The sequence below is a fragment of the Achromobacter sp. SD115 genome (genome assembly GCF_017355315.1).
Lineage (GTDB): Bacteria > Pseudomonadota > Gammaproteobacteria > Burkholderiales > Burkholderiaceae_B > Achromobacter > Achromobacter xylosoxidans_B.
In genome coordinates this window covers 16,456-36,528 of record NZ_JADIJM010000019.1, presented here as the reverse complement: position 1 = coordinate 36,528, position 20,073 = coordinate 16,456, and the positions used below count along the sequence as shown (strand labels likewise).

Sequence of the window (20,073 nt, the reverse complement as noted above, 5' to 3'; positions counted from 1 at the left end):
GGTTGGATAGTGCGGGGGCGCATCTGGCGGCGCCCTTGGGAAAACCAGTGTAGGAGCCTGCTGGTATTTGAAAAAATTCTTTTTTCAACATAGGCTATGCAGAATTGCCATACATTGCCCAACCATGAGCCGACCGCTGAATTTCCGCCAGATCGAAGCCTTCCACGCGGTGATGCTGGCCGGCACCACGACCGGCGCGGCGCAGATGCTGCGCACCACCCAGCCTTCAGTCAGCCGCTTGCTGGCGCAGGTGCAGCAGGCCAGCGGCCTGAAGCTGTTTGACATGGAGCGCGGACGCTTGCGGCCCACGCGGGAGGCCAAGGACTTGTTCGATACCGTCCAGCGCCATTTCGTGGGGCTGGAGCGCATCGAGGATCGCGTGGCGGCGATGCGGCGCAGCGGCAGCGGGGTGCTGCGGCTGGCCTGCACGCCGGCGCTGGGGCTGGGCGTGCTGCCGGGCGCGATCGAGACCTTCGCGCAGCGCTATCCCGACGTGCACATCAATATGCAGACCGTGGGCAGCCAGTATCTGCGCGAAGGGCTGCTGCACGGCACCTACGATGTGGTGGTGACCACGGCGCCGCTGGACGGCGCGCAGTTGGAAATGCAGGGCCTGCACGAAAGCGCCGCGGTCTGCGTGATGCGGCCCGATCATCCGCTTGCCGCGCAACCGTCCGTCGGCATCATGGACCTGGACGGGCGGCGTCTGCTGGTGTTGAACGCGGACGACGACGTCTATCTGCAGCTGCGCGGCGCCATGCAGGAACACCAGGCGCAGCCCGCCTCGGAAATCGAGACCACGTATTCGTCTACCATCTGCGCGCTGGCCGCCGCCGGCAGCGGCCTGGGCGTGGTCAATCCCTACATCGCGGCCGTGTTCGCGGACCGGTTGGCGATACGGCCGTTCAGGCCGCACCTGCCGGTCCGCGTCAGCATGGCTTATCCGGCGCAGACCGCGCCGTCGTCGGTGACGGAGGCATTTGTGGAGATCCTGGCGCGCGGATTCCAGGCGCTGTCCGGCGCGGCCTGAGCGCCGCGCGGGCGGCGTTCGGGCTCGCGTATCATCTTGCCATCGCGCCGGGAGGGCTTAGCTCTTGCGGTTCTCGTAAGAAGTATCCAGCACGTCATCTTCCGGGGTGATGATGCCGGGTTCGCCGGGTTCCGCAATGGCGCGTCCGCGCCGCGGCATGCCGGCAACCTCCTTGCTGTGGTCCGCCATCGGCAGCACTTCGGTGCCTTTGCGCGGGTCGACGGCGACGGGTTGTTCTGTTTCGGCGGTTTTGGCCGCCTGCGGATCGGGGGCGGTTTTCAACATGATGTCTGCTCCGCTTGCGGGCGTCCCGGGATGGCGACGCGCCTGGTTGCCACTTCCATCTTAGGACGGCACGCACGCCCGGGAGCAGGAATGCCTGTCACGTTTGCAAGGGGCTGTTGCAGGAGCCCGACCCTTATAATTTCCAGCGCCCTGCGGTTTGCCGCCAGCCGCCCGGTTTCTCACTTTCCATACGCCTACCTTGACTGAATCCGTCGAACGCTCCGTCCATGCTGAACTCGTTGCCGTGCTGGTCGCCGTCACCAACGGCGAACCGCGGGTGCTGACGACCGACGATGCGCGCGCCTTGCCGGCAGGCCCCTTCGAACTGTCGCACCGTTCGTTGCAGGCCGGCCTGCGCGCCTGGGTGGAGCAGCAGACCCATCACCCGCTGGGTTACGTGGAGCAGCTCTACACCTTCGCAGATGGCGACCGTTCCGATGAGTCGGGCGCGCGCGTCATGTCGGTCAGCTACCTGGGCCTGACGCGCGAGGCCGGCGAGACCGGCGTGGCGCAAGTCGGCTGGCAGGACTGGTATCGCTACTTCCCCTGGGAAGACCGGCGCGCGGGCACGCCCGCGCTGGTGGAGGAAATGATCGTGCCGCGCCTGGCCGCCTGGTGCGAAGACAGTCCCGATGCGGCCGTGCGCATGCGCCGCCGCCAGCGCGCCGCCATCACCTTCGGGCTGGACGGCTCGCCATGGAACGAGGACATGGTGCTGCAGCGCTACGAGTTGCTATTCGAGGCCGGGCTGGTGCCCGAAGCCGCGCGGCGCGGGAACAAGGGCGCCGTAGTGCCGGGCGAACCCATGCGCCACGACCATCGCCGCATCCTGGCCACGGGCATCGCCCGGCTGCGCGCCAAGATCAAATACCGGCCCGTGGTGTTCGAATTGATGCCGGCGCAGTTCACCTTGCTGCAATTGCAGCTGGCCGTGGAAGCGCTGGCCGGACGCGCCCTGCACAAGCAGAATTTCCGCCGCCTCATCGAGCAGCAGGCGCTGGTCGAAGAAACTGGTGAAATGGCCACCGGCACGGCCGGCAGGCCGGCCAAACTGTTCCGCTTCCGCCGCGACGTGCTGTTGGAGCGCGCTATTGCGGGCAGTAAATTGCCGCTGTCGCGGGCGATGTGAGGCTTGACAAGCTTTATGCTCGTCTCTAGCATAATTACTGCGCAATCCCTGCGCGCCTTTTTTTAATCATTAAATACTCAAAATGAGCATTAAAGCCGCAGCGCCTGTGACCGTCGCCCGACTGGCCGTTCCTCCCTTGCCGGAAGTCATGCTGGAGCCGCTGGTGCGCGCGGCCTTGCTCGAGGATCTGGGACGCGCCGGCGATCTGACTACCGATGCCATCGTGCCCGCCGACGCCACGGCGCAGACCCGCCTGGTCGCGCGCCAGGAAGGCGTGCTGGCCGGGCTGGACCTGGCGCGACTGGCGTTTCGCGCCATGGACCCGGGCATCAAGTTCGAGGTCGCGCTGCGCGACGGCAGCGAGCTGCAGCCGGGGGCGGAAATCGCCCGCATCAGCGGCAATGCCCGCGCCATGCTGACAGCCGAGCGCGTGGCGCTGAACTTCCTGTGCCATCTGAGCGGCGTGGCCAGCGCCACCGCTTCCATCGCCCGCGCCATCGAAGGCTACGGCGCCCGCGTCACCTGCACCCGCAAGACCATGCCAGGCCTGCGCGCCGTGCAGAAATATGCGGTGCGAGTGGGCGGCGGCAGCAATCACCGCCACGGCCTGGACGACGCGGTGCTGATCAAGGACAACCACATCGCCCTAGCGGGCGGGGTTGCCACCGCGGTCGAGCGGGCGCGCGCCGGTATCGGCCATATGGTCAAGATCGAACTGGAAGTGGACACGCTGGAGCAGCTGGAAACGGCGCTGTCGCTGGGCGTGGACGTGGTGCTGCTGGACAACATGAGCCTGGACGACCTGCGCCGCGCGGTCGCCATGGCACGCGGCCGCGCCATCACCGAGGCCTCGGGCCGCATCACGCCCGAAACCGCCGCCGCGGTAGCGGCCACCGGTGTGGACCAGATCGCGGTGGGCTGGATTACCCATAGCGCCAAGGTGCTCGACATCGGCCTGGACGCCTGAGCCTGTTCGCCGGCTTCTGGCCGGCATCGCCCAAGTCCCTGTGCGCGTGTCCCGTGCAGGGGCGCTTGCAAGCCCGCATCATGAATCGCCTGCTTAGCTCCGTTCTTACGTTTCTGGTCCTGCCGCTGGCCGCCTGCGGCAATTCGCCTTCGGGCGAAGCGCCCAAGGACGCCGCGTATCCCTCCCATCCCATCACCATCGTGGTGACGTTTCCGCCAGGCGGCGGCACCGATCTGCTGGCGCGCCGCATCGGCGCCAGCCTGCAGGAGCAGTTCGGCATGGCGGTGGTGGTGGAGAATCGTCCTGGCGCCAGCGGCAATATCGGCGCGCGCGCCGTGGCCGAGGCGCCTGCCGACGGCTATACGCTGCTGATGGTCAACAGTTCCTTCGCGATCAATCCGGGTGTCTATAGCAACCTGGGTTTCGCGCCCAAGCAGGACTTCGCGGCCGTCATCAATGTGGCCTTTGTGCCGTCGGTGTATGTGGTGCCGGCGGCGTCGCCCTGGCACAGCCTGGACCAGGCGCTGGCCGCGGCCGCGCCGGACCGGCCGCTGCCGTTCGCGTCCTGCGGCAACGGCACGCCGCAGCATCTGGCGGGCGAGATGCTGGCGCGAGCCACTGGGGCGCCTTTGCAGCACGTGCCTTACAAGGGTTGCGGGCCGGCGCTTACGGACGTGACCGCGGGCCAGGTGGCGATGGGCGTGGTGACTGCGTCCAGCGCCGCGCCTTTGATCGCGGCCGGCAAGTTGCGGGCACTGGCCGTGACCTCGCCGGCGCGCTCGCCGCTGCTGCCGTCGGTACCGACCGTGGCCGAGCAGGGCGTGCCCGGTTACGCGCTGGATCAATGGCATGGCCTGCTGGCGCCGGCGGCCACGCCGCCCGCGGTGGTGGCCAAGCTGAATGCCGCGGTTGCGAAGATCGTCCAGCGCCCGGATGTGCAGGCGGCGCTGCGTGAACAGGGTTTTACGCCTGCCAGCAGCACGCCGCGCGAATTCCAGGCGATGATCGATGCGGATATCGACCGCTATACCGCCCTGACGGCAGCAATCGGCCTGCGCGCCGACTAAACGATGTGCAGGCAGCCCGGTCTCAGGCCGCGGCGGCCCGGGCGTGCTGTTCCAGCTGTTCCTTCAAGCCCGGCTGCAGCTTGAGCTGGCGCGCCAGTTCGTCCAGATAGGCGCGTTCCATATAGCTTTCCTCGTCCACCACCAAGAGGCTGGCCAGGTACATCTCGGCCGCCATTTCCGGCGTTTGCGCGGCTTGCGCGATGACGGAAGGATCCAGCGGGCGCGACAACTCGGCTTCGAGCCAGCGGCGGTCTTGCGCGTCCGAAGACAGCTTGGACAGTTCGGTTTCGAGCAGGCTGCGTTCTTCCGGGCCGATGTGGCCGTCGGCCTTGGCCGCGCCGATCATGGCGGTCAGCACCGCCGTGCTGTGCTGCTCGGCCTGGGGCGCGGGCAGGCGGTCCAGCGTCTGCGGCGGGGCCGCCGGCGCGCCGGACTGGCTGCGCTGCCAGTCGCCATAGGCGCGGTAGGCCAGGGCACCCAGCGCCGCCATGCCGCCGTACATGGCGACCTTGCCACCGATCTTGCGGGCCTTCTTGCTGCCCAGCAGCAGTCCCAGGGCGCCCGCGCCCAGCGCGCCGCCGCCCAGGCCGGTCAGGAAGGACGAACCCTTGCCGCCCGTGGCGTTCTGCACGCGGTTGGTGGTGTCGGACAGCAGCCCTTGCCCGGACTGCAGCAGTTGATCGAGGAGTTGTCTGGCGCTCATGCGGCCCCCTTAAAGTTTGCTCAGATATTGCGGATAGAGATATCCGACCGGCCCGGAGGCTAGAAGTTCAGCTTACAGTCAGTTGCTTGCGCTGGCGACGTACAGCGAGCGCCGCCAGGTGATACAACGTGGTCTGGGGCGACCGCGACGGTCGCCCGCCAGGACCCGTTACCAGGAGACAGGACCCATGAGCATCCGCGTGCGCCAGAATGCGCCCAACTCGCTGCAATTCACCGCCACGGCCGAAGGCCACGATCTGCCGCTGGACATGCCCCAGCCGCAGGGCGCCGGCCCTGATCCGCACGACTATTTCGATACCGCGCTGGGCGGCTGCAAGGCCATGACTTTGATGGTCTACGCGCAGCGCAAGGGTCTGCCGCTGGAATCGGTGGGGGTGGAGGTAGTGCGCGATGCCGGCGAGGAGCGCAAGGGCATCTACCGCCTGACGGCCAAGCTGACGCTGAATGGCGAGCTGTCCGATGCGCAGATCGATGAACTGCTGGCGGTGGCCGAGAAGTGCCCGGTACACAAGCTGATGACGGCGGTGGACGTGCAAGTGTCCACCGTGGTGGTGCAGCCGGCCTGAGCGGGCCGGCTGCCGCGGCTGGGGCCGTAGGCCCCGCCGCGCAGGGACTTAGTCTTCCATGCCCGGGACGATGGTCGAGAAGCCCGCGTCCACGTGGGTGATCTCGCCCGTTACGCCGGCGGCCAGGTCCGACAGCATGAAGGCGGCGACGTTGCCCACGTCTTCGATGGTGACGTTGCGGCGCAGGGGAGCCTGGGCTTCCACGAACTTCAGGATGGCCGAGAAGTCCTTGATGCCGCTGGCGGCCAACGTCTTGATGGGGCCGGCGGAAATGCCGTTGGCGCGGATGCCGCGCGGGCCCAGCGCCGTGGCCAGGTAGCGCACGCTGGCTTCCAGCGAAGCCTTGGCCAGGCCCATGGTGTTGTAGTTCGGGACCACACGCTCGGCGCCCAGGTAGGTCAGCGTCAGCACGGAGCCGTTGCGGCCTTCCATCAGCGGCAGGGCCGCCTTGGCCATGGCGGCGAAGCTGTAGGCCGAGATATCGTGGGCGATGCGGAAGCCTTCGCGCGACAGGCCGTCGAGGAAGTTGCCGGCGATGGCTTCGCGCGGCGCGAAGCCGATGGAGTGCACCAGGCCGTCCAGGCCGTCCCAGTGCTGGCCGAGTTCGGCGAAGGCGCCGTCGATCTGGCTGTCTTCGGCCACATCGCAAGGCAGCACGATCTTGCTGCCGAATTCGGCGGCGAATTCGCCCACGCGGTCCTTGAAGCGGTCGCCCACGTAGGTAAACGCCAGTTCGGCGCCTTGCTGGTGACAGGCGCGCGCGATGCCGTAGGCGATGGATCGGTTGGAAAGCACCCCGGTGACCAGGATGCGCTTGCCGGCGAGAAAGCCCATATATCTATCCTTTGATTTTTTCCCTCTGGAGACCGCCTATTTTAAGGAGTTTGCGCGATTTCGCGATATGAAAAACCCGGGGCCGGATCTACCCGGATTGCGCTTCAGGACGGTTGCCCGGGCGGCGGGAACAGGCGCACGAAGCTGGCGAGCAGGGGATCGCGCTGGTCGGCGCGCCAGACCAGCTCCAGATCGAACGTCAGGTCTATGCCGCCGACCTCCTTGAAGACGACGCCAGCGGGGCCGTGCTGCCTGAACGAGGCGGGAATGACGGCGCAGCCCAGCCCGGCCGACACCAGCCCCAGAATGGTGGGAAGATCGGTCGCCACGGCAGCCGGCCGGGTCATTGGAATGCCAGCGGCCCTGAGGATGCGCACCAGGGCGTCATAGTGCGAGGGCGACCCGGCGCGGGGGAACAGAATGAATTTCTGGCCGGCCAGATCCTTGAGCGCGCGGACGCTTCCCGCGCCGCGGGCGACCGCCGCGGGCATGGCCAGGATCATGCGGTCTTCATAGATTTTCAGCCCCTCTACTTCGCTGTCGAGCGGAGAGCGCCAGGCGACGATGCCCGCGTCCAATTCATGGCGCTTGATCGCATCCAGCTGCCAGGCCGACAGGCCGGGCTCCACCATCACGTCGGTATCGGGCGAGGCGCGCGACAAGGCGGCGATCGCCTGTCCCAGGCCGGGCAGCCAGCCATAGCCGGGCATGACGCCAATCTTCAGCGAGCCGGCCTTGCCGTTGGCCGCCAGCGCGACTTGCGCCCGCAAGGCTTCGCTGCCCGCCAGCATCAGCTTCGCCTGGGCCAGCAGGGCCTCGCCGGCCCGCGTCAGCGCCACGCCGCGCGGCAGCCGGACCAGCAGTTGCGCGCCGAGTTCCTCTTCCAGGGCCATCATCTGGCGGGATAGTGCGGGCTGGGCGATATGCAAAGCCTTGGCCGCGCCGGCGACACTGCCGGCCGCGCATACGGCCGCGAAATAACGCAACTGCCTCAACTCCATGCCATGCCTCCCAGGCATACGTAATGCTCAACAAAAGTATTTGTTGCGACGGCTGCAAATACCTATATTTTCCGATTTGATCCGATAACGTATACCTAAAAAGTCTATGATGAAAGCCACCTTCCGAGATTCGCCGTCGTTGCGTGACCGGCGGGTCGCGCACCTGCCCGCGAGCAACCCGCAGTGCGCGACGGCCTTCACCGACATCGATCTCGACGCGCCGGGCCGGCAGGCGGGCTTCCTGCATATTCCGCAGTCGCCTCACGACGACGCCTGGGGCACGGTGCGCATTCCCATGGCGGTGCTGGCGAATGGCGACGGCCCCACGGTCATCCTGGAAGGCGGCAACCATGGCGACGAGTACGAAGGGCAGATCGTGCTGGGCGAACTGATCCGCGACCTGCCGCTGGACCGTGTCCGGGGCCGTTTGATCGTCATGCCCTCGCTCAATGCGCCGGCTGCCGAAGCCGGACTGCGCACGTCGCCGCTGGACGGCAAGAACCTGAACCGCACGTTTCCCGGCGACCATGCCGGCAGCATCACCGAACAGATTGCCGCCTACGTCAGCGACCAGCTGTTCTCGCGCGGCGACGCGTTCCTGAGCCTGCATTCCGGCGGTTCGTCCCTGGACATCATTCCCAGCGCCCTGGTGCAGCCGTCGAAGGATGCGGAGCAGACCCAGCGCAATATCGACGCCGTGATGACCTTTGGCGCGCCGTTCAACGTGCTGCTGGATACGCTGGGCGACACGCGCACCAGCGTCGCCACGGCAGTGGCCGCGGGGCTCACCTGCGTCAGCACCGAGATGGCGGGGCGCGGCACCGTGACGGACAGCGCGCTCGCGCTATGCCGCGCCGGCGCCTTGCGCGTGCTGGCGCATTGGGGCGTGCTGGACCAGGCCTGTACCCAGCCGCTGGCGGCGCAGCCCGCGCCCCTGTACAAGGTCAGCGGCGCGAAGTCCTACGTCATCGCTTTGGAGCGGGGCGTGTTCGAGGCTTACCATCGGCATGGCGAGGCCGTCGAAGCCGGCCAGCCCGCCGGCCGCATCCACCAGACCTTCGATCCGCGGCGCGCGCCGGTAGAACTGCTTTACGGGACCAGCGGGGTCGTCTTCGCCAAGCGGCATCCTGGCATCGTCGTACCCGGCAACGTCTGCTGCGTGGTGGCCAGCGCGGCGTGAGGCCGCAGCCCGATTCACTTTTTCAGAAATCAGAACATGGCAATCCATATCGAAACCCCGGCGCTCGCATCCCGCGCTTTCTCCCTGCGCAGCGGCAAGGACGTGCGCCTGAAGATGGAGGCGCTGCAGCCCAGCGGCTCGTTCAAGGCGCGCGGCATAGGCCACGCCTGCCAGATCTACAAATCCCGCGGCGCCCGGCGCTTCATTTCTTCGTCCGGCGGCAATGCCGGCTATGCGGTGGCCTACGCCGGCCGCATGCTGGCTACGCCGGTGACCGTGGTGGTGCCTGCCACGACCTCGGAACGCGCCAAGAGCCTGATCCGCTCCGAGGGCGCCGAAGTCATCGTGCATGGCGCCTCCTGGATGGAGGCCAACGCCCACGCACTTGAACTCATGACGCCGGCGGACGCGTTCCTGCATCCTTTCGATGACCCCTTGCTGTGGGAGGGGCACGCGACCATGATCGACGAGCTGGCCCGGCAGGGCGGGCGGCCGGACGTGGTCATCTGCTCGGTGGGTGGCGGCGGGCTGCTGTGCGGCGTGGTCGAAGGCCTGCGGCGCAATGGCTGGGCCGAGGTGCCTGTGATCGCGGCCGAGACCGCCGGCGCGGATTCCTACGCCCAGGCCCTGAGCGCGGGGGCGCCGGTGCTGTTGCCCGAGATCAGGTCGATTGCGACTTCATTGGGCGCGCGCCAGGTCTGCGACCGCGCGCTGGAACTGGTGAAAGAGCATCCCATCGAGAGCGTCGTCGTATCGGACGCCGCTGCGGTGGCTGCCTGCGAAGACGTGCTGCTGGAGCACCGCATCCTGGTCGAGCCCGCCTGCGGCGCATCCGTGGCGGCGCTGGACAGCGGCTCGGAGTTCCTGAAGAGCGCCCGCTCGGTGGCGGTCATATTGTGCGGCGGCGTGGGTGTCACGGCGGGCCAGCTGGCGCAATGGAGCGGGCAGTTCGCGGCATAGCCCTGCTAGCGGGCCAGGCAATGGTGACTGGTCGCGCCGTCCGGCCTCACTTGGGCAGAATGCTCACGGGTTGCCGAAGAATGACCTTGCGTTTCGTGGGGGCGGTGCGATTCCAATCATCAAGATAGATCTCGTGATACGGCCCTGACGGCGCCAAACCTTCTTGCGGCAGATATTCCCCGTAGAGCTTTTCAAGCAGGGCGGGCAGATCATTGGTTTGGCCCACATGAAGAATCTGTACGCACTTTCCTTCGGCCAGCGCCTCCCAGCGCGGCGCTGGCGCACCGTTCAGTTCGTGGCGCATTTGCGCGGCGGATTCCTCAAGGCACGCCGCATTCGCCCACACAGGCAAGGTTATCTGCGCGCGCCAACGCCAATTCTCGCGATGGCCTGCTGCGAAGTCGCGCATATCGTCTGCCCAATAGAGCAATTCCACCGGAGGCTCGACAAAGGCCTTTCCCAGGCGCTCACGAGCTTCGCGCCGTATGGGATAAATGGCGGTGTAAAGGCCTTTGATCGCTGCCGTGACGGACGACGGTTCGGGTGCTCCTGCGCCATCCCAGACTGCGAATGGCAGCTTGGGCACATCGACCATGCTGAAAGCCCCCGCCGGGGGGGCGTAGAGCGCCCTGAGCATCGCTCTGTCGCGGATCAAATCGATCATTCCTTCGTCGGCCATGGCTTGCTCCTCATGTAATCCAAGGTGGTGGTGATCCACCCGCGCTCCGCCGCCAGTTGGCTCGCGGAAAAGTCAAAAAGGACTTCAATGTGATCAGGCATCGGTTGCCGTTGCCGGCGCATGAGTTCGAGCCTTTCTGCCTCGGCCATGACCGAAGACAGGCGGTTATCCAACGCAGCCAGCGCTGACTCGCGAGACAGCGCTGGCCAATGAATCATCCCCAGCAAAAGGGATGAATGCGTGGGGCGATAGGCTCCAAGGGCAGAGATCGTCTGTTCCAGCAGCGCCTCGTGGCCCGCCGCAGTCGCCGAAAACGTCTTGCGCGCCTTGGTTCCAGCGGGGGCTTCCGCCAAAACCAGCCCCGCTTTCTCCAACTTTCCAAGCACGAAATAGATCGAGGAAAAACCGATCTGGGTCCATTCACGCATGCCCCGGGTTTCGATGACTTGTTCAAGTTCATAGCCGTGCCGCGGCATTTCTGCGACGAGGCCTAGTAGCAAGAGCTCGGAGTCGGTCAGGGTCATTGTTTTTATTCTAGTACTAGAATAAAAAGCCAGGCAAGCTGAAATAAAAAAGGCGCGTCCCGCAAGGACGCGCCTTTTGTTGTTCCGGCTGCGTTCAGCCGCGGGCGTTGGTGCCCGGCACGCGTAGCTGCGAGCCCACCTTCAGGGCGCTGCCCTTGATGTTGTTGAGCGCGCGCAGCGCGTCGACCGAGGTGCCGTACTGCTTGGCCAGCGAGAACAGCGTGTCGCCCTGGCGCACCTTGTGGGTGCGGACATTGGGACGGGCGCTGGCGACGCGGGCGGCCGGCGCTTGCGCGGCGCGGCCGCGCGGGGCGGCGGCCTTGTTGTCCGACGGCGCCGAGTCCAGGGCGCCCACCGGCGGCGCCAACGAGGCCAGTTGCACGCCGCCCGTGCCGGGTTCGCCCGGCACCAGCAGGGATTGGCCGGAAGCCGACTTCTGGCGCGAGCCGATGTCGTTGGTCTGGCGCAGCGTGGCTTCGCTCACGCCGAAACGCTTGGCGATCGAGGCGTAGGATTCGCCGCGACGCGAGTGGTAGATCTTCCAGGCGCTGAGGTCGCCCTTGTAGTTGGTCAGGTTGGCGTTGAAGATCTCGACGCGGTCGGCCGGCAGCAGCAGGGTCGGGCCGTGGTCGCCGCGGATGACGGGGCGGTTGAACGAGGGGTTCAGCGCCTTGAATTCGTCCAGCGGCATTTCGGCCAGCTTGGCGGCGATTTCCAGGTCGATGTCGCTGTTCTTCTGGACCGTCACGAAGTAGGGTGTGTTGCCGACCGGGGGCAGGGCCACCGCATAACGCTGCGGATCGGCGATGATGTTCTTGATCGCCTGCAGCTTGGGTACGTAGTTGCGGGTTTCGTCGGGCATGTTCAGGGACAGGTAGTCCGTGCCCTGGCCGGCCGCTTCGTTCTTGGCCATGGCGCGCTGCACCGAGCCTTCGCCCCAGTTGTACGAGGCCAGCGCCAGGTACCAGTCGCCCTGCATTTCAAACAGCTTTTCCAGGTAGTCCAGCGCCGCGTTGGTCGAGGCGATGGGATCGCGGCGCTCGTCGCGCCACCAGTCCTGCTTCAGGTTGAAATGCTGGCCCGTGGCCGGCACGAACTGCCACAGGCCCGAGGCCTGGGCGCGCGACAGGGCGGTCGGGTTGTAGGCGCTTTCGACGAAGGGCAGCAGCGCCAGCTCGGTCGGCAGGCCGCGGCGGTTGATCTCGTCGACGATGAAATACAGGTACTTGCCGGCGCGTTCCGCCATGCGCTGCACTGACTCGGGGTGGGACGCGTAATAGTCGGTCCACTGCTGCGAGAGGTCGGTGTTCAGGTTGGGGATGGCGAAACCGCGGCGGATGCGGTCCCAGGCGTCGGCGGGCGGGTTGGTCAGATCCACCGTCCGGGACGTGTCGCGGGCGATGTATCGCCCTTGGGAATTGGTGGTGAGGTTCTTGCTATCGGGGGCTTTTGTTCCTGCGCAACCGGCGAGGACTGCCAGCATGAGCGGCAGAAGGAGTCGGGATAGATTCATCAGGCTGTCACTTGAAATCGTTCTTCCATTTACGAAGGGAGGCAAAAACCTCTACCGGCGTAGCGTGGCTGTGGCCGGCCCAGCGCTCTGCGGCGTGGACGACCTCAACTTCTTGCGTGCGCAAAAACGGATTGGCCGCGCGTTCCTGCCCGATCGTGGACGGAAGCGTGGGAAGACCTTCTGCTCGTAATTGCTGGGCCTGCTGGTGCCACTGTTGCAGGCTGCGGTTGGCCGGATCGACTGCCAAGGCCCAGCGCAAGTTCGCTAGAGTGTACTCGTGTGCGCAAAAAACCTGTGTATCTGGCGGTAAAACAGCAAATTTCCCTAAAGAATCATGCATTTGCGCTGGGGTGCCTTCGAAAAGACGGCCGCAGCCCCCGGCAAACAGGGTGTCGCCACAGAACAGAACCGGCTGCTGGCCGGCTGCCCGGCCGTAGTACGCGATGTGGCCGGCGGTGTGCCCGGGCACGTCCAGCACGGTCAGATCCAGGTCCAGTTCCGGGATCGCCACGCGGTCGCCTTCCGCCAGGCGCACATCGCAGCGCGGCAGCTGTTCATGCGCGGGCCCGTATACGGTGATGCCCTCGATGCGGGACAATTCCGGAACACCGCCCACGTGGTCGCCGTGATGGTGCGTGAGTAGAATGGCGCGCAGTCTCAAGCCCGTCCGGTCCAGCCATTGCAGCACCGGGCCGGCATCGCCGGGATCCACCACGGCGGCTTCGCCGCCGTGGACGATGGCCCAGATGTAGTTGTCGTTGAAGGCGGGTAGAGGCAAGACCGCGGCGTTGCGATCGCGGCCGCCTGTGGGGGCGGTCATGGCTTGCATGGGATTCGAAGGAATAAAACGTGGCAGAAGATACTCCGCCGATTGTAGAACTGGCCGAATGGTTCCAGACGCCGCCGGGACAGTACGCCCTGGCCTGGGAGCGGGCGCAGTTCGACGCGGCTGTCGCGGACGTGTTCGGATATTACGCCTGGCAGGTCGGTCTGGCGGACATGAATCTGCTGCGCGCCAACCGCATGCCCTTCAAAGGTTACGTGGGTACCGAGACTCCGTCCGCGGAAAGCGCGGCCAGCTGGCAGTCGCGGGTGGTGCTGGCCGAGCCGGAGGCCCTGCCGTTCGAATCCCAGAGCGTGGACCTGCTGATCTTGCCGCACGCCTTCGAATGCGCTGAAGAACCCCATAACGTGCTGCGCGAGGTCGAGCGCGTGCTGGTGCCGGAAGGGCGGGTCGTGATCTCGGGCTTCAATCCCTGGAGCATGTGGGGCGCGCGCACGCGCATGCCCGGCATGGAGCCCTGGCTGCCTCAGCCGCCGTCGTCCCAGGTGTCCTTGCCGCGCCTGAAGGACTGGTTCAAGCTGCTGTCGCTGGAGGTCGAGGCCAGCCACTTCGGCTGCTACGCGCCGGCCTGCCGCAGCGAAAAATGGCTGCAGCGCTGGTCGTTCCTGGAGTCGGCGGGCGCCCGCTGGTGGAGCCTGGGCGGCGCGGTCTACGTGGTGTCGGCGGTCAAGCGGGTGGCCGGCATGCGTATCATTGGCCCGGCCTGGAAGAAGGCCAAACCCAAGCGCGCCCGCGCTGCGTCGGTGGTGGTCAACCGCCAGGCGGACGACGGCTCCTGAAGGGCATGGCTCCGCGCCGCGGCGCCGATTTTTTTTAGCAAGGAATACCAGGCAGCACCATGCAGGACGACAAAGCGAACGAGCAGAAAGTGGAAATGTGGACCGACGGCGCCTGCAAGGGCAATCCTGGTCCGGGCGGCTGGGGCGTGCTGATGCGCGCCGGGGGCCACGAGAAGACGCTGCATGGCGGCGAACTCCAGACCACCAACAACCGGATGGAACTGCTGGCGGTCATCCAGGGCCTGCGCGCGCTCAAGCGCCCGTGCACGGTCATCATCCACACGGACTCCCAATATGTGATGAAGGGCATGACCGAGTGGCTGGCCAACTGGAAGCGGCGCGGCTGGATGACGGCCGACAAGAAGCCAGTCAAGAACGTCGAACTGTGGCAATTGCTGGACGAACAGGTGCAGCGCCATACGGTGTCCTGGCGCTGGGTCCGCGGACACGCCGGCGATCCGGGCAACGAACGGGCTGACCAATTGGCCAATATGGGCGTGGAATCGGCCAAGCGGGGCTGAGGGCATCGGGATATACCCTCAAATCCGCCCTCAGGGGCGGATTTAGTTCTTTCATCCGGCTTCAGGATTGTTCCAGTATGTAAATCCGGGTGCTAAAGTGCCAACCCTCATTCCAGTTCCTGCGGCGCAGTCCGCGTGGGGGCATGCCAGGCCCGCGCCGCAATACCGCCACATTCGCGCATGAAAAAAGCAGTACTGCTCGCCGCCGTAGCGGCAGGGTTGGCCGCGGGGGCCGCGCTCGGCGTTTTTGTGCCGCGCTGGCTCGCCTTCGGAACCGTCAGTCCACCACCCGGCGCCGTCGAAGCGCCCCTGGTCACGCGCGCGGCGCCCGTCCGGGTCGAAGTGGCCGCCGTCGAAGAGATTCCTTTCGCGCGCGGCATCTCGGCCGTGGGCAGCCTGCGCTCCGACGAATCCGTGGTGCTGCGTCCGGAAGTCGCCGGCCGCATCCAGTCCATCGATTTCAAGGAAGGCCAGCCGGTCAAGCGCGGTGACGTGCTGATCCGCCTGGACGATTCCGTGCCGCGTGCGGAATTGGCCCAGGCGCGCGCCAACCTGACGCTGGCACAAAGCCACTACCGGCGCTCCGTCGAGTTGCAGGGCAAGGGCTTCGTCAGCCAGCAGGCGCGCGACGAGTCGGCCAGCACGCTGAAGGTGCAGGAAGCCGCCGTGGCACTAGCCCAGGCGCGGCTGGACAAGATGACGATCTCGGCGCCGTTCGGTGGCATCGCGGGCTTGCGCAGCGTGTCGGTGGGCGACTACGTCAATCAGGGCCAGGACCTGGCTCCCCTGGAGGCGATCGATCCGCTCAAGGTGGACTTCCGCGTCCCCGAGATGTATCTGAGCAAGGTGGGCGTGGGCCAACAATTGACGCTGCGCATGGATGCGCTGCCCGGCCAGGAGCGGCCGGGTACGGTTTACGCGGTCAGCCCGCTGGTCGACGCGGGCGGACGTTCCATCCTGATGCGCGCCACGGTCGCCAACAAGGATGCGGTGCTGCGCCCGGGCATGTTCGCCCGCGTGCAGCTGCAGTTCAATCAGGACAAGGCGCTGGTCGCGCCGGAAGCCGCGTTGTCGCCCTCGGGCGCGACGCAGTATGTCTACCGGGTCAAGAACGGCGCGGCCGAGCGGCGCGAGGTCACCATCGGCGAGCGCCGCGAGGGCCGCGTCGAGATCCTGACCGGGGTGGCGGCGGGCGACCAGCTGGTGGTGTCGGGCCTGCAACGGGTGACGGACGGCGCCGCGGTGACCGTTCTGGCCAACGGCGCGTGACGCCGGCTTTTTTCCCTATCTGGCGGTAGCGCAATGCGTATCTCGGAAACCTGCATCAAGCGGCCGGTGTTCGCATCGGTCCTGTCGCTGATCATCGTGCTGATCGGCCTGATTTCGTATTCGCGGCTGACCGTGCGCGAGTACCCCAAGATCGATGAACCCATCGTTTCGGTGGACACCACCTACAAGGGCGCCTCGCCCGAGGTGATCGAATCGCAGGTGACCAAGCCGCTGGAAGACCAGCTGGCCGGCATCGAGGGCGTGGACGTGATGACCTCGCGCAGCCGCTCGGAACGCAGCCTCATCAACATCAAGTTCAATCTGTCGCGCAATCCGGACGCCGCAGCCGCGGAAGTCCGCGACAAGGTCTCGCGTGCGCGCCGCTTCCTGCCCGACGAGATCGATGAACCCATCATCGGCAAGGTCGAGGCGGACTCCCAGCCCATCATCTACATCGCGGTCGAGTCCGGTACGTATTCCGCGATCCAGACCTCGGACTACATCAACCGCTACATCAAGACCCGCCTGTCGGTGCTGCCCGGCGCGGCCGAGGTGCGCGTCTTCGGCGAACGCCTGCCGTCCATGCGCATCTACGTGGACCGCGACAAGCTCGCCGCCTACGGCCTGACCGTGCAGGACGTGGAGGCCGCGCTGCGCAGCCAGAACGTGGAGATTCCGGCCGGCCGCATCGAATCGCGCGCCCGCGAATTCTCGGTGGTGTCGTCCACCGACCTGCAGACGCCCGCGCAGTTCGAGAACGTGATCGTCGCCAACGTCAAAGGCTACCCAGTGCGCATGCGCGATGTGGCCAATGTGGAGATCGCCGCCGCCAGCGACCGCGTGCTGTCGCGCTTCAACGGCAAGCCTGCCATCAACATCGGCGTGACGCGCCAGTCCACCGCCAACCCGCTGGAACTGTCCAAGGCAGCGCGCGAGGAAGTGGCGCGTCTGAACGAGAACCTGCCGGCCGGCATGAAGCTGAACATCGCCTACGACTCGTCGGTGTTCATCGAGCGCTCCATCGATTCCGTGTTCCGCACCATCGGTGAAGCCATCGTCCTGGTGGTGCTGGTGATCTTCTTCTTCCTGCGCAACCTGCGCGCCAGCATCATCCCCATCGTCACCATTCCGGTGTCGCTGGTGGGCGCTTGTGCGCTGATGTACCTGTTCGGCTTTTCCATCAACACGCTGACCCTGCTGGCCATGGTGCTGGCCATCGGCCTGGTGGTGGACGACGCCATCGTGGTGTTGGAGAACATCTTCCGCCACATCGAAGAGGGCATGCCGCGCAAGGAAGCCGCGTTGCGCGGATCGCGCGAGATCGGTTTCGCAGTGGTCGCGATGACCATGACCCTGGTCACCGTGTACGCGCCGCTGGCCTTCGCCACCGGCCGCACCGGCCGGCTGTTCATTGAATTTGCGCTGGCGCTGGCCGGCGCGGTACTGGTGTCGGGCTTCGTGGCACTGACGCTCACGCCGATGATGTGCTCGGTGCTGCTGCGCCATCAGAGCAGCCACAGCCGCTGGTACAACCTGATCGAAGGCTGGCTCAATGCCATGAGCAACGGCTACCGGCGCGCGCTGGGAGCGTCCCTGCGCCACCGCTGGCTGGTGGTGGCCATAGGCGTGGCGGTCGCGGCCGCAAGCGGCGTGCTGTTCAAGGTGGTCAAGAGCGAGCTGGCGCCCATCGAGGACCGCGGCGTGGTGTTCGGCATCGTCAGCTCGCCCGAAGGCGCCACGCTGAACTACACGCTGGAAAGCATGCTGGGCATCGAAAAGTTCTATTCCGAGATTCCGGAGGCCAGCGGCAGCCAGGTGACCGTGGGCTTTCCCACGGTGACGGACGGCACCGCGATCCTGCGCCTGAAGCCCTGGGAAGAACGCAGCCGCAAGCAGCAGGCCATCACGCAGCAGCTGCAGCCGCAGTTCGCCTCGCTGCCCGGGGTGCGGGCGTTTCCGACCAATCCGCCTTCGCTGGGCCAGTCGGCGCGTTCCAAGCCGGTGGAATTCATCATCATGAGCCAGGCGTCGTACGCCGAGCTGTCGCGCTTGACCGAAGTCTTCCTGACCGAACTGCGCAAGTATCCCGGCCTGATCAACCTGGACACCGACCTGCGCCTGAACACGCCCGAATTGCGGGTGCGGGTGGACCGCGACAAGATGGCCGACGTGGGCGCCAATGTGGACACCGTGGGCCGCACCCTGGAATCGATGCTGGGCGGCCGCCAGGTCACCCGCTACAAGGACGAAGGCGAGCAGTACGACGTGATCGTGCAGGTGACGCCGCGCGACCGCGCCAATCCCACCGACATCTCCGGCATCTATGTCCGGGCGCGCGACGGCAGCATGGTGCAGCTGGACAACCTGCTGGGCGTGCACGAAGGCGTGTCGCCGCAGTCGCTGAACCACTTCAACCGCCTGCGCGCCGTGAAGATCGACGGCGCGGTGGCGCCGGGCTACGCCCTGGGTGAAGTCCTGGCTCACATGCACCAGGTGGCGCGCGACGTGCTGCCCAATACCATCGTGACCGACCTGGACGGCCAGTCGCGCGAGTTCCGCGATTCCTCCGGCAGCATCTATCTGGTCTTCGCCATGGCGCTGGCCTTCATCTACCTGGTGCTGGCGGCGCAGTTCGAGAGCTGGCGCAATCCCTTCATCATCATGCTGTCGGTGCCGCTGTCCATGACCGGCGCGCTGCTGGCGCTGTGGCTGACCGGCGGCACCTTGTCCATCTACAGCCAGATCGGCCTGATCACGCTGGTGGGGCTGATCACCAAGCACGGCATCCTGATCGTCGAATTCACCAACCAGCTGCGCGACGAGGGCAAGGAATTGTTCGAGGCCGTGGTCGAGGCCAGCGTGCTGCGCCTGCGCCCGATCCTGATGACGACCGGCGCCATGGTGCTGGGCACCGTGCCGCTGGCGCTGTCCACGGGCGCGGGGGCGGAATCGCGCCAGCAGATCGGCTGGGTTCTGGTGGGCGGGCTGATGCTGGGTACACTACTGACCTTGTTCGTCGTGCCGGTGGCCTATACCTTGATTGCCACCGCACGCAAGAAACCCGGCCAGGCCGGCAGCGCAGCGCATCATCCGGACCCCGCCCCGGCGCCGCAAGCGCAGCCCGCCGCGCCTGCCCAAGCGTCGGAATAAGTTATGCGCCAGATCATCTTTGACACGGAAACCACCGGACTGGACCCTGCCCAGGGCCATCGCATTGTCGAAATCGGCTGTGTGGAAATGGTCAACCGGATGAGCACCGGCAACAACCTGCACATCTACCTGAACCCGGACCGCGACAGCGATCCCGAGGCCTTGGCGGTGCACGGCCTGACCACGGAGTTCCTGTCCGACAAGCCCCGCTTCGCCGATGTCGCGGACGAGTTCGTCAAGTTCATCCAGGGCGCCGAGCTGATCGCGCACAACGCGGCATTCGACGTCAAGTTCTTCAACGCCGAACTCGCCAAGACCGGGCGCGGCCCGGTCACCGACTACTGCGAGACGGTCACCGATTCGCTGCTGCATGCGCGCTCGTTGTTCCCGGGCAAGCGCAATTCGCTGGACGCGCTGTGCGACCGTTTCGGCATCTCCAACGCCCACCGCACGCTGCACGGCGCATTGCTGGACTCGCAGCTGTTGGCGGAAGTCTGGCTGGCCATGACCCGCGGCCAGGACGCGCTGCTGATCGACGTGGACGATGGCGCCGGCGCAGGCGGCAACGGCGTCGTGCTGGCCCGGTTCGACGCGTCGGGCCTGCCCGTGCTCAAGGCCAGCGAAGCGGAACTGGCCGAGCATGAAACCTACCTCGCGGCACTGGACAAGTCCGTGGGCGGGGAGTGCACCTGGCGCAAGATCGACGCGCCGGTGGCGGCCGCATAAGGTTTTTCAGAGGCGACTTGCACACGTTCAAAAAAACGTGCTAATATTTCGCCTCTTTCGGGGTGGTTAGCTCAGTGGTAGAGCACTGCCTTCACACGGCAGGGGTCACTGGTTCGAACCCAGTACTACCCACCAAAGACCCTTGGAAGATAACGCAGGCCCCAGGCCCATCGTTGTCGGCGTCCCAAGGTTAAAAAGACGCAAAGCAAAAAGCCAGCCGCGAGGTTGGCTTTTTTGTTTTGCGCGCGTCGGACATATCGAGCCCGCCTTCAAACCCAAGTGCTTTGGCCCGGGGTGCTTTGCATATGGGACGCCAGCCATTGCGC

The 20,073-nt window shown here is 66.1% G+C and carries 20 protein-coding genes and 1 tRNA gene; 13 read left to right on the top strand and 8 right to left on the bottom strand.

Annotated elements, in window-relative coordinates; all coding sequences use genetic code 11:
• Positions 1-124: 124 nt before the first annotated feature.
• Positions 125-1,030: a LysR substrate-binding domain-containing protein gene (locus IPU70_RS23635; RefSeq protein ID WP_207470971.1), complete on the top strand. Its 906-nt coding sequence runs from the start codon at positions 125-127 to the stop codon at positions 1,028-1,030.
• 57 nt (positions 1,031-1,087) lie between these two features.
• On the opposite strand, the gene IPU70_RS23630 is transcribed toward IPU70_RS23635, so the two are convergent.
• The gene (locus tag IPU70_RS23630) at positions 1,088-1,315 is read right to left on the bottom strand and encodes a hypothetical protein (protein ID WP_013391435.1); all 228 of its coding nucleotides are present in this window, start codon (positions 1,313-1,315) and stop codon (positions 1,088-1,090) included.
• Between the two features lie 199 nt (positions 1,316-1,514).
• Here IPU70_RS23630 and IPU70_RS23625 point away from each other — a divergent pair, with 199 nt between their 5' ends.
• The 3 genes from IPU70_RS23625 to IPU70_RS23615 all read left to right on the top strand — a co-directional run bounded on the left by IPU70_RS23625 (position 1,515) and on the right by IPU70_RS23615 (position 4,478).
• Positions 1,515-2,444 carry a hypothetical protein gene (locus tag IPU70_RS23625; protein ID WP_207470965.1) on the top strand — a complete coding sequence of 310 codons (930 nt, stop codon included), beginning with the start codon at positions 1,515-1,517 and terminating at the stop codon, positions 2,442-2,444.
• An 82-nt stretch (positions 2,445-2,526) separates the two neighbouring features.
• Positions 2,527-3,411 carry a carboxylating nicotinate-nucleotide diphosphorylase gene (nadC, locus tag IPU70_RS23620; protein ID WP_207470963.1) on the top strand — a complete coding sequence of 295 codons (885 nt, stop codon included), beginning with the start codon at positions 2,527-2,529 and terminating at the stop codon, positions 3,409-3,411.
• Between the two features lie 80 nt (positions 3,412-3,491).
• Entirely contained in the window at positions 3,492-4,478 is a 987-nt protein-coding gene (locus tag IPU70_RS23615; protein ID WP_207470961.1) for a tripartite tricarboxylate transporter substrate binding protein, read from the top strand.
• Positions 4,479-4,500: 22 nt separating this feature from the next.
• Here IPU70_RS23615 and IPU70_RS23610 read toward each other — a convergent pair whose 3' ends face one another.
• The gene (locus IPU70_RS23610; protein WP_013391439.1) at positions 4,501-5,181 is read right to left on the bottom strand and encodes a tellurite resistance TerB family protein; all 681 of its coding nucleotides are present in this window, start codon (positions 5,179-5,181) and stop codon (positions 4,501-4,503) included.
• Positions 5,182-5,368: 187 nt separating this feature from the next.
• On the opposite strand from IPU70_RS23610, the gene IPU70_RS23605 reads away from it, so the two are divergent.
• The gene (locus IPU70_RS23605; RefSeq protein ID WP_013391440.1) at positions 5,369-5,767 is read left to right on the top strand and encodes an OsmC family protein; all 399 of its coding nucleotides are present in this window, start codon (positions 5,369-5,371) and stop codon (positions 5,765-5,767) included.
• 48 nt (positions 5,768-5,815) lie between these two features.
• Here the strand turns inward: IPU70_RS23605 and fabI are convergent, their stop codons facing one another.
• Positions 5,816-6,601: an enoyl-ACP reductase FabI gene (fabI, locus tag IPU70_RS23600; protein ID WP_207470959.1), complete on the bottom strand. Its 786-nt coding sequence runs from the start codon at positions 6,599-6,601 to the stop codon at positions 5,816-5,818.
• Positions 6,602-6,705: 104 nt separating this feature from the next.
• Entirely contained in the window at positions 6,706-7,602 is an 897-nt protein-coding gene (locus IPU70_RS23595; RefSeq protein WP_207470958.1) for a LysR family transcriptional regulator, read from the bottom strand.
• Positions 7,603-7,708: 106 nt separating this feature from the next.
• Between IPU70_RS23595 and IPU70_RS23590 the strand changes: the two genes are divergently transcribed.
• Both IPU70_RS23590 and IPU70_RS23585 read left to right on the top strand, forming a co-directional pair.
• A complete protein-coding gene (locus IPU70_RS23590; protein WP_207470955.1) occupies positions 7,709-8,782 on the top strand; it encodes a succinylglutamate desuccinylase/aspartoacylase family protein in 1,074 nt (357 codons plus the stop codon).
• 36 nt (positions 8,783-8,818) lie between these two features.
• Positions 8,819-9,742 carry a pyridoxal-phosphate dependent enzyme gene (locus IPU70_RS23585; protein ID WP_207470954.1) on the top strand — a complete coding sequence of 308 codons (924 nt, stop codon included), beginning with the start codon at positions 8,819-8,821 and terminating at the stop codon, positions 9,740-9,742.
• 46 nt (positions 9,743-9,788) lie between these two features.
• Here the strand turns inward: IPU70_RS23585 and IPU70_RS23580 are convergent, their stop codons facing one another.
• From IPU70_RS23580 to gloB, 4 genes are all read right to left on the bottom strand, one after another.
• Complete coding sequence (locus tag IPU70_RS23580; RefSeq protein ID WP_242702668.1) at positions 9,789-10,421, bottom strand: GyrI-like domain-containing protein; 633 nt, start codon at positions 10,419-10,421, stop codon at positions 9,789-9,791.
• Entirely contained in the window at positions 10,403-10,945 is a 543-nt protein-coding gene (locus IPU70_RS23575; RefSeq protein WP_207470952.1) for a PadR family transcriptional regulator, read from the bottom strand. Before IPU70_RS23575 ends, IPU70_RS23580 begins: the two co-directional genes overlap by 19 nt.
• 94 nt (positions 10,946-11,039) lie before the next feature.
• Entirely contained in the window at positions 11,040-12,458 is a 1,419-nt protein-coding gene (locus IPU70_RS23570) for a transglycosylase SLT domain-containing protein (RefSeq protein WP_207470950.1), read from the bottom strand.
• A 7-nt stretch (positions 12,459-12,465) separates the two neighbouring features.
• Positions 12,466-13,287: a hydroxyacylglutathione hydrolase gene (gene gloB, locus IPU70_RS23565; RefSeq protein WP_013391448.1), complete on the bottom strand. Its 822-nt coding sequence runs from the start codon at positions 13,285-13,287 to the stop codon at positions 12,466-12,468.
• 20 nt (positions 13,288-13,307) lie between these two features.
• Between gloB and IPU70_RS23560 the strand changes: the two genes are divergently transcribed.
• From IPU70_RS23560 to IPU70_RS23535, 6 genes are all read left to right on the top strand, one after another.
• Positions 13,308-14,081, top strand: coding sequence for a class I SAM-dependent methyltransferase (locus IPU70_RS23560; RefSeq protein ID WP_207470936.1), 774 nt, complete (start codon positions 13,308-13,310; stop codon positions 14,079-14,081).
• Positions 14,082-14,140: 59 nt separating this feature from the next.
• Complete coding sequence (rnhA, locus tag IPU70_RS23555; protein ID WP_207470934.1) at positions 14,141-14,602, top strand: ribonuclease HI; 462 nt, start codon at positions 14,141-14,143, stop codon at positions 14,600-14,602.
• A 180-nt stretch (positions 14,603-14,782) separates the two neighbouring features.
• On the top strand, positions 14,783-15,871 hold the full coding sequence (locus IPU70_RS23550) for an efflux RND transporter periplasmic adaptor subunit (protein ID WP_207470921.1): 1,089 nt from the start codon (positions 14,783-14,785) through the stop codon (positions 15,869-15,871).
• A gap of 33 nt (positions 15,872-15,904) precedes the next feature.
• A complete protein-coding gene (locus IPU70_RS23545; RefSeq protein ID WP_207470919.1) occupies positions 15,905-19,021 on the top strand; it encodes an efflux RND transporter permease subunit in 3,117 nt (1,038 codons plus the stop codon).
• 3 nt (positions 19,022-19,024) lie between these two features.
• Complete coding sequence (dnaQ, locus tag IPU70_RS23540) at positions 19,025-19,747, top strand: DNA polymerase III subunit epsilon (RefSeq protein ID WP_207470916.1); 723 nt, start codon at positions 19,025-19,027, stop codon at positions 19,745-19,747.
• Between the two features lie 60 nt (positions 19,748-19,807).
• Positions 19,808-19,882 (top strand) — tRNA-Val (locus tag IPU70_RS23535).
• The last annotated feature ends 191 nt before the right edge of the window (positions 19,883-20,073 follow it).

Bases quoted from the DNA above. Each gene is read 5' to 3' on its own strand.
- IPU70_RS23630 (WP_013391435.1), bottom strand. From the start codon at position 1,315: ATGTTGAAAACCGCCCCCGATCCGCAGGCGGCCAAAACCGCCGAAACA.
- IPU70_RS23615 (WP_207470961.1), top strand. From the start codon at position 3,492: ATGAATCGCCTGCTTAGCTCCGTTCTTACGTTTCTGGTCCTGCCGCTG.
- IPU70_RS23590 (WP_207470955.1), top strand. From the start codon at position 7,709: ATGATGAAAGCCACCTTCCGAGATTCGCCGTCGTTGCGTGACCGGCGG.
- nadC (WP_207470963.1), top strand. From the start codon at position 2,527: ATGAGCATTAAAGCCGCAGCGCCTGTGACCGTCGCCCGACTGGCCGTT.
- IPU70_RS23550 (WP_207470921.1), top strand. From the start codon at position 14,783: ATGAAAAAAGCAGTACTGCTCGCCGCCGTAGCGGCAGGGTTGGCCGCG.
- fabI (WP_207470959.1), bottom strand. From the start codon at position 6,601: ATGGGCTTTCTCGCCGGCAAGCGCATCCTGGTCACCGGGGTGCTTTCC.
- IPU70_RS23605 (WP_013391440.1), top strand. From the start codon at position 5,369: ATGAGCATCCGCGTGCGCCAGAATGCGCCCAACTCGCTGCAATTCACC.
- IPU70_RS23635 (WP_207470971.1), top strand. From the start codon at position 125: ATGAGCCGACCGCTGAATTTCCGCCAGATCGAAGCCTTCCACGCGGTG.
- IPU70_RS23610 (WP_013391439.1), bottom strand. From the start codon at position 5,181: ATGAGCGCCAGACAACTCCTCGATCAACTGCTGCAGTCCGGGCAAGGG.
- IPU70_RS23570 (WP_207470950.1), bottom strand. From the start codon at position 12,458: ATGAATCTATCCCGACTCCTTCTGCCGCTCATGCTGGCAGTCCTCGCC.
- IPU70_RS23575 (WP_207470952.1), bottom strand. From the start codon at position 10,945: ATGACCCTGACCGACTCCGAGCTCTTGCTACTAGGCCTCGTCGCAGAA.
- IPU70_RS23595 (WP_207470958.1), bottom strand. From the start codon at position 7,602: ATGGAGTTGAGGCAGTTGCGTTATTTCGCGGCCGTATGCGCGGCCGGC.
- rnhA (WP_207470934.1), top strand. From the start codon at position 14,141: ATGCAGGACGACAAAGCGAACGAGCAGAAAGTGGAAATGTGGACCGAC.
- gloB (WP_013391448.1), bottom strand. From the start codon at position 13,287: ATGCAAGCCATGACCGCCCCCACAGGCGGCCGCGATCGCAACGCCGCG.
- IPU70_RS23545 (WP_207470919.1), top strand. From the start codon at position 15,905: ATGCGTATCTCGGAAACCTGCATCAAGCGGCCGGTGTTCGCATCGGTC.
- IPU70_RS23580 (WP_242702668.1), bottom strand. From the start codon at position 10,421: ATGGCCGACGAAGGAATGATCGATTTGATCCGCGACAGAGCGATGCTC.
- IPU70_RS23585 (WP_207470954.1), top strand. From the start codon at position 8,819: ATGGCAATCCATATCGAAACCCCGGCGCTCGCATCCCGCGCTTTCTCC.
- dnaQ (WP_207470916.1), top strand. From the start codon at position 19,025: ATGCGCCAGATCATCTTTGACACGGAAACCACCGGACTGGACCCTGCC.